Raw genomic sequence first — 15,080 nt, 5'->3', positions numbered from 1 at the left:
GCTGAAGAGACTATGCTGAACAACGATATTTTACGTAGCCTGCGCTACACCCTGAAAGCCAACAACACCGAGCTGCAACGGATCTTTACCCTTGGCGGCGCAGAGGCCAGCGAGCAGCAGATTGCCGCCTGGCTGCGTAAAGAGGAGGAGGCGGGGTTCCAGGCCTGCCCGGACATCGTGATGTCAACCTTCCTTAACGGGCTAATTTATGCCCGCCGGGGCAAAGATGAATCCGCCCCTGAGCTGAAGGCCGAGCGCAAGCTGAATAATAATATTGTGCTGAAGAAACTGCGGATCGCCTTTGCGTTAAAAACCGACGATATTCTGGCTATTCTGACCGAGCAGCAGTTCCGCGTATCGATGCCGGAAATTACCGCCATGATGCGGGCGCCGGATCATAAGAATTACCGCGAGTGTGGGGATCAGTTTTTCCGTTATTTCCTGCGTGGCCTGGCCGTTCGTCTGCACGCGGCTAAATAACGTGAGACTGCCCGGCAACTGGCGCTGCCGGGCATAAAGTCGATTATTTAACCTCTTTAAAGCCGCGAGACTCCAGCAGCTCCTCTGATTTTTTCATGCTGATACCTTCTTTGATTTCACCGGTGAAGGCTGTGCCCTGCACTTTTTGCAGCGCATCGCGATCGACTTTCGTGTAATCAACGGTTAAGGTCTCAGTGGCATAGGTATCCTGATAGTCCAGGCTCTCATCCACGCCTTTAATCTCTTTATATTGTTCGCTGATTGGCCCCAGACGCTGCATGGCCGCCTCTTTATTCGGGATACCCAGTGCATCATAGTGCAGCGTATTTTTCGCCGTCTGGCGCAGTACGACGTCGTTTTTATAGTAATAGGTCAGCTCAACGTTGGTTTTACCGTCTGACCAGGTAAAGGTCTTACTCTCCTCTTTATCGCCGCAGCCGCTCAAGGTAATTACCAGCAGTGCAGTAAACGCAGTAGCAATGACTTTTTTCAGAATGTTCATACTTTTCCCTTATTTAAAATAACCCTGTCCCTAAAATCATAGCGCAATAAAAAAAGGGCGCTCTGTTTAGAGCACCCTTTGCGGATTATTTAACCTGTTGGCCCGGCTGCGCGCCGCTGTCCGGGCTAAGCAGGAAGATATCCTTCCCGCCAGGACCGGCGGCCATTACCATGCCTTCGGAGATACCAAAGCGCATCTTACGCGGCGCGAGGTTGGCAACCATTACCGTCAGGCGGCCCACGAGAGCGGCCGGATCCGGATAGGCAGAGCGAATGCCGGAGAAGACGTTGCGTTTCTCGCCACCGAGATCGAGGGTCAGGCGCAGCAGCTTGTCAGAGCCGTCAACAAACTCGGCGTTCTCAATCAGCGCCACGCGCATATCGACCTTAGCGAAGTCGTCAAAGCTAATGGTCTCCTGAATCGGATCGTCAGCCAGCGGACCGGTAACCGGCGCAGCGGCGGCTTTAACCTCCTCTTTCGAGGCCTCGACCAGGGCTTCAACCTGCTTCATCTCGATGCGGTTATACAGCGCCTTAAAGGTATTCACCTTGTGGCTCAGCAGCGGCTGCTGGATAGCATCCCAGTTCAGCTCAGTGTTCAGGAACGCTTCGGCACGTGCGGCCAGCTGCGGCAGCACCGGCTTCAGCCAGGTCATCAGCACGCGGAACAGGTTAAGTCCCATAGTACAGATAGCCTGCAGGTCGGCATCGCGACCCTCCTGCTTCGCCACTACCCACGGTGCCTGCTCGTCAACGTAGCGGTTTGCCACGTCGGCCAGGGCCATGATCTCACGCACCGCTTTACCAAACTCGCGGCTCTCCCATGCTTCGCCAATGCTGGCTGCCGCATCGGTAAAGGTTTTATAGAGCGCCGGATCCGGCAGCTCGGCCGCCAGCACGCCGTCAAAGCGCTTGGCGATAAAGCCTGCGTTACGGGAGGCGAGGTTCACTACCTTGTTAACGATGTCGGCATTCACGCGCTGAACGAAATCTTCCAGGTTCAGGTCGATATCGTCGATGCGCGAAGAGAGCTTGGCGGTGTAGTAGTAGCGCAGGCTGTCAGCATCGAAGTGGTTCAGCCAGGTGCTGGCCTTAATGAAGGTCCCGCGCGATTTGGACATCTTCGCGCCGTTCACCGTCACATAGCCGTGCACGAACAGGTTGGTTGGCTTGCGGAAGTTGCTGCCTTCCAGCATCGCTGGCCAGAACAGGCTGTGGAAGTAGACGATATCCTTGCCGATAAAGTGATACAGCTCGGCGGTGGACTCTTTTTTCCAGTATTCGTCGAAGCTAACGGTGTCGCCGCGCTTGTCGCACAGGTTTTTGAACGAGCCCATGTAGCCGATCGGCGCATCCAGCCAGACGTAGAAGTATTTGCCCGGCGCGTTCGGAATTTCAAAGCCGAAGTAGGGCGCATCGCGGGAGATATCCCACTGCTGCAGGCCGGATTCGAACCACTCCTGCATCTTGTTAGCCACCTGCTCCTGCAGCGCGCCAGAGCGGGTCCACGCCTGCAGCATTTCGCTAAACGACGGCAGGTCAAAGAAGAAGTGCTCAGAGTCACGCATTACCGGCGTCGCGCCAGAGACTACCGACTTCGGCTCAATCAGCTCGGTCGGGCTGTAGGTCGCCCCGCACACTTCGCAGTTATCGCCATACTGGTCCGGTGACTTACATTTCGGGCAGGTGCCTTTCACAAAACGGTCCGGCAGGAACATGCCTTTCTCCGGATCGTAGAGCTGAGAGATGGTGCGGTTCTTAATAAAACCGTTCTCTTTCAGGCGACCGTAGATCAGCTCGGACAGCTCGCGGTTCTCTTCGCTGTGCGTAGAGTGGTAGTTGTCATAGCTAATATCAAAGCCAGCAAAATCGGTCTGGTGCTCCTGGCTCATCTCACCGATCATCTGCTCCGGGGTGATGCCCAGCTGCTGAGCTTTCAGCATGATTGGCGTGCCGTGGGCGTCATCGGCGCAGATGAAGTTGACTTCGTGGCCGCGCATTCGCTGGTAACGGACCCAGACATCAGCCTGGATGTGCTCCAGCATATGGCCGAGGTGGATTGAGCCGTTTGCGTACGGCAGCGCGCACGTTACCAGAATTTTTTTCGCGACTTGAGTCATAGTGAGCATTACGTCTTCTGTAAAAAAAGGGGTTTTGATATTACCAAAAGGGCCATTATAAGTAAGCACAAAACTTTCTCTTTCAGGTAAACTTGCTACACGAGCTTTTCACCTACAAGAACAGAGGAGTCGGGATGAACTCTCAATCCCAGGCCAAATCACCGGAAGCCCTGCGAGCAATGGTTGCCGGAACGCTGGCAAATTTTCAGCACCCCACTTTGAAGCATAATCTCACCGCGCTAAAAGCCGTGCACCACGTTGCCTGGCTGGATGACACCGTGCACATCGAACTGCTGATGCCGTTCGCCTGGCGCAGCGCGTTTGAGGAGCTGAAGGAGCAGTGCAGCGCCGAGCTGCTGCGCATTACCGGCGCAAAAGCCATCGACTGGAAGCTGTCCCATACTATCGCCACGCTGAAGCGTGTTAAAAACCAGCCGGGCATCAACGGCGTGAAGAACATTATTGCCGTCAGCTCCGGTAAGGGCGGGGTAGGGAAGTCCTCTACCGCGGTTAATCTGGCGCTGGCGCTGGCTGCCGAAGGGGCGAAGGTCGGTATCCTCGATGCCGATATCTACGGTCCGTCAATTCCGGCGATGCTGGGCACTGAGGGCAATCGCCCGACCTCCCCGGACGGTACCCACATGGCGCCGATCATGGCCCACGGTCTCGCGACCAACTCTATCGGCTACCTGGTCACCGACGATAACGCGATGGTGTGGCGTGGCCCGATGGCCAGCAAGGCGCTGCTGCAGCTGCTGCAGGAGTCAATGTGGCCGGATCTGGACTATCTGGTGCTGGATATGCCGCCGGGCACCGGTGACATACAGCTGACGCTGGCGCAAAACATTCCGGTGACCGGCGCGCTGGTGGTGACGACGCCGCAGGATATCGCCCTCATCGACGCTAAAAAAGGCATCGTGATGTTTGAGAAGGTGGAAGTCCCGGTGCTGGGCATTGTCGAAAATATGAGCATGCATATTTGCAGCAACTGCGGCCATCATGAAGCTATCTTCGGCACCGGTGGCGCAGAGAAGCTGGCTCAGCAGTACCACACTGAACTGCTGGGACAGATGCCGCTGCACATTACGCTGCGTGAAGATCTCGACAACGGCACGCCAACGGTGATCCACCGTCCGGATAGCGAGTTTACTGCACTCTACCGTCGGCTGGCGGGACGCGTTGCCGCTCAGCTCTACTGGCAGGGCGATGTGATCCCGTCCGAGATCGCCTTCCGCGCGGTGTAAGCGGCGTCGGATTTGCATTTTGTAGGCCGGGCAAACGCAGTGCCGCCCGGCATTGCAGCATCAGCATAGAAATGCCCGGTGGCGCTACGCTTACCGGGCCTACATTTCTAAGGCAACCGATAGTGTAAAAGGTAGTAATCCCCTTCCGGCGCCTCGCCTCGCGCCTCGATATGCCAGCCGTGACGGCGATAAAACGCCAGTGCGGCTTTGTTCTCGGCAAGACACTTCAGCGATCCCGAACTTGTAAAATTCGACTGCACCTTCTTCAGCAGCGCGCTGCCGACGCCCCGGCCTTGATACGCCGGGTCAACAAACAGGTTGTGGACAAAATTATCGTTCAGCGTGACCGACGCGAAGCCCAGGCGGTGCCCATCCTCTTCAGCGACCCAGATGCGCTCCCCAAGGGTGGCGGCATCAAAATCTTCCAGCTGCCAGTCGCTGCCCTCTTTCCAGGTCCAGCAGGTGCGACGAGCGTGCAGGTAGAGCGTGCGTAGGAAAGGGCGATCGCTCTCCTGCCAGGGACGAATAATCATCGGTGGTAGAAAATCTCGCCGTCATAGATTTTAAGGATCTTACCTTCAGGTTCGGTGATCAGCACATAGTTGCCGCCCATGTAGGTCCAGCGGCTTCCGGCATCCGGTGCAGGCAGGTTGCGCTGCTGCCACGCCTTAATGTTGTATTCGTCGGTGAGGTACATCGGCGGAACGGTGTCGCCGATTTTGAATTTAGTAAAGTCGGCGACAAATTCCTGCAGTTCGTATTTGGATATGCCGGTAGCGGAAGCAGGCTGTGGCGCTGCGAAAGCGGTACTGGCTGATACCAGCAGCGCACCAAGAAGCATCAGTTTAGTCTTACCCATGATCTCTCCATATTTTGCCGGGCGGGCTATTGTCGTCTGGCCCTTTGGTATTATGTGCGCGCTATCATTGCTGTGATTTCTCTCTGAAAGCAATAGCAAAAAACATCATGCCCGCGCGCGCACTGAGAAAAAGTGTAAGCAAATGCGGGAGAAAGCAGAAGCAGCGGATCGCTAAAACAGCTCTCCGCTTGTGAAGGACGATCCCTTTTGGGATGATTCCTGGCTACAGGCTAACAGGCGTTAGCGGAACGATAGCAAGCGGTTCATTAAGCAGCCTGTCCATCTGGCTAACAAATGTCTGGAAGTGCGGCGTGGCGACATGGTCATCCAGCGCCGCCTGGCTCTGCCAGCGCTCTTGCATATGAAATACCTCTGGCGTCTCCGTTAGCTGAAACAGATCGTAACGCATATTGCCCGGCTCCTGGCGGGTTGGTGCGATCAGCGCGATTAGGGCCGCTTTTAACGCCTCGACGTGATCCGGCTTGGCGGTAAGCACCGCAAGGATGGTCAGGTTATCCTCCGCTGATATGGACGTGTTGTCGGACATTAAAAACCCTCCAGCACAATTTTACCGACCGCACGCTGGGTTTCGATCAACCGATGCGCTTTACGCAGATTCTCGGCGTTAATGGCACCAAAGTGTTCGCCCAGGGTGGTCTGGATCACGCCGCTGTCGATAAGCGAGGCGACGCGGGTCAGCAGACGGTGCTGCTCAATGATATCCTCGGTTTCGAACATCGAACGGGTAAACATAAACTCCCAGTGCAGAGAGATGCTCTTTACCTTTAGCGGGCGCGCATCCAGCGTCTCAGGATCGTCAATCAGCGCCAGCTTGCCCTGCGGGATCAGCGCCTCAATCAGCTGGGGGTAGTGCTGTTCGGTACTGTTCAGGCTGGCGACGTGGGTGACATGCTGGATACCGATGCGGGCCAGCTCCTCGGCAAGCGGTTTGCTGTGATCGATAACGTGGTGCGCGCCGAGATCGGTCACCCACTTCTGGCTTGCCGGGCGTGAGGCCGTGCCGATCACCGTCATTTTGGTGAGCTTACGGGCAAGCTGGGTCATGATGGAGCCGACGCCGCCTGCCGCACCGACGATCAACAATACGTCGCCTTCGTTACCGTTTTCGCTAATCCCCAGGCGATCGAACAGCATCTCCCAGGCCGTAATGGCCGTTAACGGCAGCGCAGCGGCGGAAGCGTTATCCAGGGAGGTGGGCTTCAGCGCCACGATGCGCTCATCCACCAGCTGATATTCGCTATTGCTGCCCGGGCGGGTCAGCGCCCCGGCATACCACACGGTGTCGCCTGGCTTAAACAGCGTAACCGCATCGCCTACTTCGGCTACGATACCTACGGCATCCCAGCCGAGAATACGCGGCGTATCGGCGTTAAAGCCTGCACGAACTTTAGTATCCACCGGGTTAACGGAGATAGCTTTAACCTGCACCAGCAGGTCATGGCCATGTGCGACCGGTTGTTCAATCTCAATCTCCTGCAGGGCGTCAATATTGCCATCGGCCTGTGCCGCGGCGGTAATAGCAATAGCTTTCATAAATACTCCATAGCATGAGTGGCTTTAGATGATTGAGTTTAGGGTAACCAGCGTCGGACGGCGGAAACAGCGCCTGCTAACAGCAGCACTTATCCTCGGGGAGTGAAAATGACGTGCGATTGCGCTACTGTTGAGCCTTACTCATAAATAGTGAGATGATGTTGATGCTCAAAGATAATTTTAACGATCTCTACTATCTGACCGTGGTCGCGCAGGAGCGGAGCTTTACCCGGGCGGCGGCAAAGCTTGGCGTATCCCAGTCGGCTTTGAGCCACGCCATTAAAGGGCTGGAGGAGCGGCTTGAGATCCGCCTGTTAACGCGCACTACCCGCAGCGTAGCCCCAACCGAGGCGGGTGAAAGACTTATCAATACCATTGCGCCGCGCTTTAGTGAGATCGAAACCGAGCTCACCTCGCTGACCGAGATGCGCGATCGCGTCGCAGGCAATATTCGTATCAATCTTGGCGAGCACGCCCTGCAATCTACGGTCTGGCCGGCGCTAAAGCCTTTTCTAAATGCTTATCCTGACATTAACGTTGAGCTGACCACCGACAATAGCCTGACGGATATCGTCAGCGGCCGCTTTGATGCGGGGGTGCGGCTGGGGGAGCAGGTAGCGAAAGATATGGTCGCAGTCAGAATTGGGCCAGACTGGCGGATGCTGGTGGTCGGCTCGCCGGACTACTTTGCCCGTCATGGCAGGCCAGACACGCCGCACGATCTTCAGCATCACCGCTGTATTAATATTCGTCTGCCAACGCTCGGTGGGCTTTATGCCTGGGAGTTTTCCCGCAACGGACAGGATCTGCGCGTACGGGTCGAGGGGCAGCTGACGTTTAATAATCTGCCTGCTCGTATTGATGCAGCCATCTCCGGTATGGGGCTGGCGTTTGTACCAGAGGATACGGTCGCGGGCGCGCTGGCCGAGGGGAAACTGGAGGCGGTGCTGGAGCCGTGGTGCGAACCGTTTCAGGGTTATTACCTCTACTACCCCAGCCGCAAGCAGCACACCCAGGCTTTTGCCCGGCTGATCGAGGCGCTGAGGTATAAGGGGTAGGGGGTGACCAGTAACATTGATTAGTATAATGAATACCTAATGATTATTTTTTCAGTAAATATAATTATGGCGATGAATTGCCCAAGCGTTAAGTGACATCTTTTTTATATAATATGCCCTATCATTAGACAGGGCGTGTTCCAGCCACTATCACCTGTTTATAGATTAATTTTTGTTACTATTGATGCATTGAAATTCTTCATAGTAGGAATAGGCTAACGAATATTGGCGTCGAATAATGAAATTACTTTTTTATTAAAAATGTTAAATAAGGAAACAAATGGCAATCCCAGTTTATTTATGGTTAAAAGATGACGGTGGCACTGCCGTTAGAGGATCTGTCGATGTAAAAGATCGTGAAGGTTCTATTGAGATTATAGAGCTAATGCACACGGTAGATTTACCTACAGATGACCGTACGGGCAAGATTGTAAGTAAGCGTGTACATGGCGATTACTTCCTAATTAAAGAGCTGGACAGTTCATCACCCTATCTTTATCAGGGGGTATCTACGGGTAGAAAGTTTAAAGAGGCTATCTTAAAATTCTATCGAATCAATTACAACGGGCAGGAAGAAGAGTACTTCCGGGTTACAATGGAGAACGTAAGGGTAAACGAAGTTGAACCTTTTATGATGGATATAGACAATCCCCGCTACGAGAAGCACAATCATCTTGAGGCTTTCTACTTAGCCTATGAAAAGATTACGTGGCACTACCTGGACGGGAATATTATTCATTCCGACTCATGGAACAGCATGGAGGCCGCATAATGCCGTGGGTATATAAAGTTAGTGCACACGCATTCTACCTAAATGGTACATATAAATTTGATGCTGAATACTCAGGTAGGCCGGGATATTGGAATGATTCCGCAAATGAGTGTGTAAGTGGTAAAGGTCCTTTGCCAAGAGGTACTTACACTATTGGGCCTGCTTTCTATCATCATAAAACACGGGCCATGACAATGCGTTTGACCCCCCTTTATTGAGAATCAAATGTGTGGACGAGATGGATTTATGATACATGGCAATAGTGGAAAGCACCCTCGAGATGCTTCTGATGGATGCATTATATTAGATATTCGGTATCGTAAAGAAATTAATGATAGTTCAGATAAGGTTCTGGTGGTTGAAGATTAATATGAAATTTACTCTATTAATATTAATCCTGATGAGTAATGCTTGTTTCGCTGTCCGTATGGAAGGTTTTGGGGCAAGGTACTATGATGAGGATAGAGAGAATTACTCGGATGAACATGATACAAATAAATCTTTGATACCTGATGTTATTATAGGGGGGGATAGTTATGTAATGGAGTCCAGTACGCTGGATGATATTGCTAAACATACTGGCATTACTGTAAGTAAAGACGATCAAGCATCCTGGATTTGTCTAAAAAGTGAAGGTGTGAATTATTGGTTTATATCGGATAATGAAATGGGTCAGGGGGATCTTACTGCGATAGGTATCGCAGCGGGCAATTCAAACTGTAAAGCATTTAAGGATAGGTTGGAGGTGTCCATTAATGATGTGCCATTATTAAATGCGTCTAAAGAAAAAGTATCTTCTTATTTTTCTAACAAACCAAATAAAGATATTGTTATGTATTGTAATGATACAAAGGTCTCGAGTGATTACATACAGGGAAACTGTATTCAGTATTATCTCAAGGGAAATGTAATGCAAGGAATTTTTATAAGTCAGCTTACTACGAGTTAATGCGCTTACTACACAATTACATGAGAAAGGGGATGTGGAGTAAAGCCTTTTCTCCACGAGTATCCTGGTATCAACGTTGAACTGACTACTTAAATATGACGAAGATAGCCAGCGGCACTACCTCCCGATCGCCGATGGGAAACTGGGTAAAACTGAGAACGCGACAAGGCAGGTGGCAACCCATCCCAAACTGATTGAATGGGGTTTCCTTGATTTTGTTAACCGCCAATGGAAAGAGAAAATCTTCTCCACTGTGTTGGGTAAGAATATGTCGAAGATAGGTAAGGTCTTAGCTGATGTCCGCGATCAGCTTGGTATTCCTTACCTTGATGACTATGGACATCGGCGATTGATGCACAGTTTGCGGCATACTATGATTTCAACCTGTTTATCTGGCTGGGTTGGTAATCTAGCGCACTTGCAGCAGGTGGTTGGGCACGAGAAAAGCGGGTTAGGGATCACAAGGAGATACTTGCATATCTTTCCTCTGAAAACTGTTTCTTACGTCATTGATGGATTATGTTGGCATGGCTAATTATTTGCGAAATGTCATAGTCTTGCTCAAATTTCAGTGATATAAATTGCATAAAACATGGTGTTCTACTTAAGGTTATTTTTCTATACACAGCCAGCATAAAGGATTAGTAATGTTTATTAAAAAACTGAAAATAGAAAATTTTAAAGGGTATCACGGGGAAGTTAATCAGTTGGAATTTAATATCCCTGATGGACAAACGGAAGGCAGTGGGCTTAATATTTTCGTGGGTGAAAACAACGCAGGAAAATCTACTATATTTGAAATCATAGATTTTATTAAGGACGGAACTAAAAAAAATATTGAAGATCTTATATGTAAATCAGTCCCCGATAATATAGCTGAAAAGCTTTCAGCCGAGTTGACGTTTACTGGGAATTTATCAGAAGTAATTGCTGCTCATGTACAAGCCAATAAGGTGGCTGCATTCACCTCGCATGTTTATGAGGATGAAGGAGTAAATTATTTTAGAGTAAAGAGATGTAGCGAGGCTGGGGAGAAGAAAATATTATTTTGGAATGGAAATGAATTTGTTAACCCAAGTGGCATAGATGCCCCATTCAAGAAATTTTATGATAATAACTTCATTTGGGCTGATACAAATCCAAGCAATGAAGTAAAGTTTGGCTCTACAACTATATGTGGTTCGCTTCTAAAAGAGATAGCCTTGGGCCATATTGCAACGGATGAATACAGATCATTTTCTGAACAATACCATCGCGTATTCAATCATCCTGAATCAGAGTTGAGACAGAAAATATCATTAGTCGAAAATCAAGTTAGAGAGGTTTTTTCTTCTCAATTTGGCATGGCAGATATTTCCTTCATTTTTGAAGAATTGCAGGTAGAGAATTTTTTCAAAACTATTTCCATCATGATTGATGATGGGGTAAATGTCCCTATGGGAGAGAAGGGGCATGGTATGCAAAGGGCGCTGGCCCTATCATTACTTCAGGTGTACGCTGAGATAACGTGTAACGCCCATGGTGCGGGAATCAGCAAGCCATTTTATCTTTTCATTGATGAACCTGAAATATGTCTTCATCCGTCAGGCCAGCAAAAGCTTTTAGAAGCTTTGATGATTATCTCCAAAAGTAGACAGGTTTTTGTTACAACGCATTCTCCTTTCCTTCTATCTTCCCCTTTCCTCAAAAATGTTGGTTTATTTGTTTTTAAAAAAGAAAATAACAAAAATATTGTGGAAAGGGCTGATACTTCTCCATGGTTCCCATGGTCTCCATCCTGGGGGGAGATTAATTTTAAGGCATACAATTTAGCAACCGTGGAATTGCATAATGAATTATATGGATACCTGCAGGAGAAAAACTCCTGTCCAAATGAAAGAGCAATGGATCAATGGCTAAGTGCGAACAGGATCGCACTTGATAAAATATGGGTCAAGGAGTTTAAAGGTGTGGCGCAATCACCTTCGGATACTTCGTTGCAAACATTCATCCGTAATCATATACACCACCCAGAGAATGTTACAATGCAATCTCATCGTTATACACAACAAGAATTACTAACTTCAATCCAACAGATGGTTGGACTTCTGTAAAGAAAAAGGCGAGCCATTTGGCTCGCCTTTTCATATTAATTTAATAGCTTACGACTTTTAGACAATAGCATGCTTAAAGCATATTCAAAACCGTGTTGTGACTCCAAACGGCTAAAGGTCACGTTACACAGGCCCAACTCTCTACACAGTGCTTTACGTTTTACGACATCCGCCGCGCCAGATACATAGACAGCCCCAGCCCCAGCCCCAGCCCCAGCCCCAGGTATATTAATTGTGACTTTCATGTGACACCTCAGTTAAAAGTAAAAATGAATATAACCGGAAGGGAAAACCCCCAGCCGATACCCAAAGGGCAAGACCGGGGGCATTCTGCATTACTTCAGCTTAACGTTCAGCGTGTAGTTCGGGCGTAGGTTCAGCGGGATGAAGCTCGCCTCCTGGTAAATGGTCACCATGCCGTAACGGTCGGTTATTACTTTTTGGTATTGTGTTGTTATTAAGTAATTGAGAATAAAGCGATTTCTGAGCAGGCGCACTGTAGGAGCGGAAGATTGCACAAAGTTTGCTCAGAATGCAGGCCAACCGGCAGGGAGTGCCTCCAGATATTTGGCGAAAATACACTCGTCACCCAGGGCCTCAGGTCGAGGGGCCTAGCAGCAATATCCAAACTCCCAGATATTTTCCCACCCAAATGGAAGGGACCCGCTCCTTTTTATATTCGGGTATAGGGTAGGCTGAGTGAGGCTCGCCAGTGTACACCCCTGGATTTTGTTTTCTGTTAAGTTATTGATTTTTGTCTGTTTTACATCAATTATCCGTTACCGAGATTACCCCCGCCCAGACGGATGGCACTCAATGAATAACGATAAGTCAAACCACCCTAAACACTTCCAATACATGGGGCGTATGGTCACTATTTACCCTACATACATCATTATTGACGGTATCAAGATCAGCCGCTCCCGTCTGTCCTTTGCATCCCAATTGGAGTTGGCAAAAGCACTTCGACTGCATGATGAAAAGGTATGCAGAAAATAGATTTAATTTAAATCATCACGACTGAAATAATTTTCTTAAGCCGCCTTATAGGCGATTTTTTTGTGCCTGCCATTAATGTGTGGGACACAACATGAGACACAAACTGGGACACAGAGGATTTTTTAGGGTTGAGTCTTTGGCTTTCCGCTGGCATGATCCAGAACAGGGATTAACGGAACGTTAATCGCAAGCTTTTGATTTTGTCTTATTTGACTCGGGGTGCCCTTCTTCGTTGAAGGCTGAGAAATACCCGTACCACCTGATCTGGATAATGCCAGCGTAGGGAAGTCAGATGCCTGCCGGCGTCCCTTCTTCGCGCCGGGCAGGAGCTAGCTATGCAACCTGACCTGCTGAGCCACGCGTATATCGCGTCTGTTTTACAGCACTTCCGTACCCGTTCCCCGCTTGTTCACTGCATGACTAACGACGTTGTGCAGACCTTTACCGCTAACGTTCTGCTTGCCCTCGGCGCTTCCCCTGCAATGGTGATTGAGCGTGAGGAGGCCGTGCAGTTCAGCGCTATCGCCGACGCGCTGCTGATTAACGTCGGCACGCTCACCGCCGATCGCGCCGATGCCATGCGCGCCGCTATTTACAGTGCTAATCAAGCGGACAAACCCTGGACTCTCGACCCGGTAGCCGTTGGTGCGCTCGAATTTCGGACCCGCTTCTGCCGGGAGATCCTCGCCCTACGTCCGGCGGCGATCCGCGGTAACGCCTCGGAGATTATGGCCCTCGCGGGCGTGAGCACAGGCGGGCGCGGCGTGGATACCACCGATTCGGCCAGCGCGGCGCTTCCTGCGGCGGAGCAGCTGGCTCGGGAAACGGGAGCGGTGGTCGCCGTCACAGGTGAGGTGGACTACGTCACCGACGGCAACCGCACGCTGAAGGTCATCGGCGGGGCGTCGATCATGACCCGGGTAGTGGGCACCGGCTGCGCGCTGTCGGCGGTTGTGGCGACAAGCTGTGCGCTGCCTGGCGAGCGTCTCGTTAACGTTGCGGCGGCCTGCGGCCTGTTCGCCCTTGCAGGCGGCGAGGCGGTGGCAGCGAGTCGTGGCCCAGGCTCCTTTGCCGCAGCGTTTCTCGATGCGCTCTATCATCTGGATGGAGGCGCCCCGGCATGAAACGAATCAATGCATTGACCATCGCCGGAACCGATCCCAGCGGCGGGGCAGGCATCCAGGCGGATCTGAAAACCTTCTCCGCCCTCGGGGCCTATGGCTGCTCGGTCATCACCGCGCTGGTGGCGCAGAACACCCTCGGTGTGCAGTCGGTTTACCGTATTACCCCAGAATTTGTCGCCGCGCAGCTGGATTCGGTGCTGAGCGATGTGCGTATTGATACCACCAAAATTGGCATGCTGGCGGATACCGATATCATCGAGGCGGTGGCCGAGCGGCTGGCGCACTATCGGGTAGAGAATATCGTGCTGGATACGGTGATGCTGGCGAAAAGCGGCGATCCGCTCCTGACGCCCTCGGCGGTCGCGACCCTGCGCACCCGACTGCTGCCGCAGGTTTCACTGATTACGCCTAACCTGCCGGAGGCGGCGGCGCTGCTTGATGCCGACCATGCTCGCAACGAGCAGGATATGCATGAGCAGGGGCGGGCGCTGCTGGCCCTCGGCTGTGAAGCGGTGCTGATGAAGGGGGGCCATCTGACCGACGGCGAAAGCCCAGACTGGCTCTTTACCCGCGAGGGAGCCACGCGCTTTAGTGCTCCACGTATTGCCACCAAAAACACCCACGGCACTGGCTGCACGCTCTCGGCGGCGCTGGCGGCGCTGCGCCCACGCCATACTAACTGGGCCGATACCGTAGCCGAAGCCAAAGGCTGGTTAACCCAGGCGCTGAGCCAGGCGGACTCGCTGGAGGTGGGGCAGGGTATCGGCCCGGTGCACCATTTCCACGCCTGGTGGTAAAAGCAAACACATAAATAACCCTTCCGGCTTACGGAAGGGGATTTAATATTTACTGTAATTAACTATTCTCAGATATTCTCTCAGATATTTGTCGCAGGTTCCTGGAAGCATTAACGCGTGATAATGGAGCTGAAGATATGAAACTGCACGCTTTGCTATTGCCGCTGGTCTCTTGCTTGCTGAGCGCCTGTGCAAGTGAGGGACCGTCCCCCTATACGGGACATATTGGCACCAGGCATTATGAAAACTTTATCTGTTTAACCTCCCCGGAAGATGGAGAGATAGAGGCGTACAACCTCACCTCATCGAAGGATAACTTCAAGTCTACCTATTCCCCGGTAGGTGAGGAGCCGATTCTTGTGCATGCCCCAGGCGTCTGTTTTTTAGCGCGCTTTGATAAGGGCTATATCTACTCATTTAATTATCAAGTAGAAGGTGACTGGTATCATTTTCGCTTTTTTAGCGATCAAAATGGCAGGATAACCATTTTAAAAGCGTCCTGATAATAGCGCGGTGAGTAACTGCCAGCT

Annotated in this window: 15 protein-coding genes, 1 pseudogene and 1 riboswitch; of the genes and pseudogenes, 10 read left to right on the top strand and 6 right to left on the bottom strand. The window is 51.4% G+C overall.

What is annotated here, in order from left to right; genetic code table 11:
• Window positions 1–12 precede the first annotated feature (12 nt).
• Window positions 13–480, top strand: a complete 468-nt coding sequence (locus tag RTX96_RS01535) for a DUF1456 family protein (RefSeq protein ID WP_103819105.1) — start codon at window positions 13–15, stop codon at window positions 478–480.
• A gap of 43 nt (window positions 481–523) precedes the next feature.
• Here RTX96_RS01535 and RTX96_RS01530 read toward each other — a convergent pair whose 3' ends face one another.
• On the bottom strand, window positions 524–982 hold the full coding sequence (locus RTX96_RS01530) for a YehR family lipoprotein (protein ID WP_103819106.1): 459 nt from the start codon (window positions 980–982) through the stop codon (window positions 524–526).
• Between the two features lie 85 nt (window positions 983–1,067).
• The gene (gene metG, locus RTX96_RS01525; protein WP_312670012.1) at window positions 1,068–3,101 is read right to left on the bottom strand and encodes a methionine--tRNA ligase; all 2,034 of its coding nucleotides are present in this window, start codon (window positions 3,099–3,101) and stop codon (window positions 1,068–1,070) included.
• A 134-nt stretch (window positions 3,102–3,235) separates the two neighbouring features.
• Here metG and apbC point away from each other — a divergent pair, with 134 nt between their 5' ends.
• Window positions 3,236–4,345, top strand: a complete 1,110-nt coding sequence (apbC, locus tag RTX96_RS01520) for an iron-sulfur cluster carrier protein ApbC (protein WP_103819107.1) — start codon at window positions 3,236–3,238, stop codon at window positions 4,343–4,345.
• Window positions 4,346–4,452: 107 nt separating this feature from the next.
• On the opposite strand, the gene RTX96_RS01515 is transcribed toward apbC, so the two are convergent.
• The 4 genes from RTX96_RS01515 to RTX96_RS01500 all read right to left on the bottom strand — a co-directional run bounded on the left by RTX96_RS01515 (window position 4,453) and on the right by RTX96_RS01500 (window position 6,758).
• Window positions 4,453–4,878, bottom strand: coding sequence for a GNAT family N-acetyltransferase (locus RTX96_RS01515; protein ID WP_103819108.1), 426 nt, complete (start codon window positions 4,876–4,878; stop codon window positions 4,453–4,455).
• Complete coding sequence (locus RTX96_RS01510) at window positions 4,875–5,204, bottom strand: RcnB family protein (RefSeq protein ID WP_103819109.1); 330 nt, start codon at window positions 5,202–5,204, stop codon at window positions 4,875–4,877. Before RTX96_RS01510 ends, RTX96_RS01515 begins: the two co-directional genes overlap by 4 nt.
• 223 nt (window positions 5,205–5,427) lie before the next feature.
• Complete coding sequence (locus RTX96_RS01505; protein ID WP_103819110.1) at window positions 5,428–5,751, bottom strand: putative quinol monooxygenase; 324 nt, start codon at window positions 5,749–5,751, stop codon at window positions 5,428–5,430.
• The gene (locus RTX96_RS01500) at window positions 5,751–6,758 is read right to left on the bottom strand and encodes a zinc-binding alcohol dehydrogenase family protein (RefSeq protein ID WP_103819111.1); all 1,008 of its coding nucleotides are present in this window, start codon (window positions 6,756–6,758) and stop codon (window positions 5,751–5,753) included. Before RTX96_RS01500 ends, RTX96_RS01505 begins: the two co-directional genes overlap by 1 nt.
• A 164-nt stretch (window positions 6,759–6,922) precedes the next feature.
• On the opposite strand from RTX96_RS01500, the gene RTX96_RS01495 reads away from it, so the two are divergent.
• The 8 genes and pseudogenes from RTX96_RS01495 (at window position 6,923) to RTX96_RS01460 (ending at window position 15,053) form a co-directional block, all read left to right on the top strand.
• Window positions 6,923–7,816, top strand: coding sequence for a LysR family transcriptional regulator (locus tag RTX96_RS01495; protein ID WP_312268205.1), 894 nt, complete (start codon window positions 6,923–6,925; stop codon window positions 7,814–7,816).
• A gap of 280 nt (window positions 7,817–8,096) precedes the next feature.
• Window positions 8,097–8,588, top strand: coding sequence for a type VI secretion system tube protein TssD (gene tssD, locus RTX96_RS01490; protein WP_312669927.1), 492 nt, complete (start codon window positions 8,097–8,099; stop codon window positions 8,586–8,588).
• Window positions 8,589–8,958: 370 nt separating this feature from the next.
• Window positions 8,959–9,537, top strand: a complete 579-nt coding sequence (locus RTX96_RS01485) for a hypothetical protein (RefSeq protein ID WP_312669926.1) — start codon at window positions 8,959–8,961, stop codon at window positions 9,535–9,537.
• Window positions 9,538–9,625: 88 nt separating this feature from the next.
• Window positions 9,626–10,072 (top strand): annotated as a pseudogene (locus RTX96_RS01480) (integrase); the annotation flags it as partial.
• A gap of 112 nt (window positions 10,073–10,184) precedes the next feature.
• Window positions 10,185–11,630 carry an AAA family ATPase gene (locus RTX96_RS01475; RefSeq protein WP_312669925.1) on the top strand — a complete coding sequence of 482 codons (1,446 nt, stop codon included), beginning with the start codon at window positions 10,185–10,187 and terminating at the stop codon, window positions 11,628–11,630.
• Between the two features lie 1,204 nt (window positions 11,631–12,834).
• Window positions 12,835–12,932: riboswitch (TPP riboswitch) on the top strand.
• 32 nt (window positions 12,933–12,964) lie between these two features.
• Entirely contained in the window at window positions 12,965–13,753 is a 789-nt protein-coding gene (gene thiM, locus RTX96_RS01470; RefSeq protein ID WP_312669924.1) for a hydroxyethylthiazole kinase, read from the top strand.
• Window positions 13,750–14,550: a bifunctional hydroxymethylpyrimidine kinase/phosphomethylpyrimidine kinase gene (gene thiD / locus RTX96_RS01465; RefSeq protein WP_103819116.1), complete on the top strand. Its 801-nt coding sequence runs from the start codon at window positions 13,750–13,752 to the stop codon at window positions 14,548–14,550. Before thiM ends, thiD begins: the two co-directional genes overlap by 4 nt.
• A gap of 137 nt (window positions 14,551–14,687) precedes the next feature.
• Window positions 14,688–15,053, top strand: a complete 366-nt coding sequence (locus tag RTX96_RS01460; protein WP_312669922.1) for a hypothetical protein — start codon at window positions 14,688–14,690, stop codon at window positions 15,051–15,053.
• Window positions 15,054–15,080: the final 27 nt, after the last annotated feature.

This window comes from Pseudescherichia sp., from assembly GCF_032052675.1.
Lineage (GTDB): Bacteria > Pseudomonadota > Gammaproteobacteria > Enterobacterales > Enterobacteriaceae > Pseudescherichia.
Note: the sequence above shows the minus strand (reverse complement) of the source record. Positions and strands in the feature narration are given on the sequence as shown.

Coding starts and splice junctions, on each gene's coding strand:
- RTX96_RS01535 (WP_103819105.1), top strand. CDS start 13: ATGCTGAACAACGATATTTTACGTAGCCTGCGCTACACCCTGAAAGCC.
- RTX96_RS01530 (WP_103819106.1), bottom strand. CDS start 982: ATGAACATTCTGAAAAAAGTCATTGCTACTGCGTTTACTGCACTGCTG.
- metG (WP_312670012.1), bottom strand. CDS start 3,101: ATGACTCAAGTCGCGAAAAAAATTCTGGTAACGTGCGCGCTGCCGTAC.
- apbC (WP_103819107.1), top strand. CDS start 3,236: ATGAACTCTCAATCCCAGGCCAAATCACCGGAAGCCCTGCGAGCAATG.
- RTX96_RS01515 (WP_103819108.1), bottom strand. CDS start 4,878: ATGATTATTCGTCCCTGGCAGGAGAGCGATCGCCCTTTCCTACGCACG.
- RTX96_RS01510 (WP_103819109.1), bottom strand. CDS start 5,204: ATGGGTAAGACTAAACTGATGCTTCTTGGTGCGCTGCTGGTATCAGCC.
- RTX96_RS01505 (WP_103819110.1), bottom strand. CDS start 5,751: ATGTCCGACAACACGTCCATATCAGCGGAGGATAACCTGACCATCCTT.
- RTX96_RS01500 (WP_103819111.1), bottom strand. CDS start 6,758: ATGAAAGCTATTGCTATTACCGCCGCGGCACAGGCCGATGGCAATATT.
- RTX96_RS01495 (WP_312268205.1), top strand. CDS start 6,923: ATGCTCAAAGATAATTTTAACGATCTCTACTATCTGACCGTGGTCGCG.
- tssD (WP_312669927.1), top strand. CDS start 8,097: ATGGCAATCCCAGTTTATTTATGGTTAAAAGATGACGGTGGCACTGCC.
- RTX96_RS01485 (WP_312669926.1), top strand. CDS start 8,959: ATGAAATTTACTCTATTAATATTAATCCTGATGAGTAATGCTTGTTTC.
- RTX96_RS01475 (WP_312669925.1), top strand. CDS start 10,185: ATGTTTATTAAAAAACTGAAAATAGAAAATTTTAAAGGGTATCACGGG.
- thiM (WP_312669924.1), top strand. CDS start 12,965: ATGCAACCTGACCTGCTGAGCCACGCGTATATCGCGTCTGTTTTACAG.
- thiD (WP_103819116.1), top strand. CDS start 13,750: ATGAAACGAATCAATGCATTGACCATCGCCGGAACCGATCCCAGCGGC.
- RTX96_RS01460 (WP_312669922.1), top strand. CDS start 14,688: ATGAAACTGCACGCTTTGCTATTGCCGCTGGTCTCTTGCTTGCTGAGC.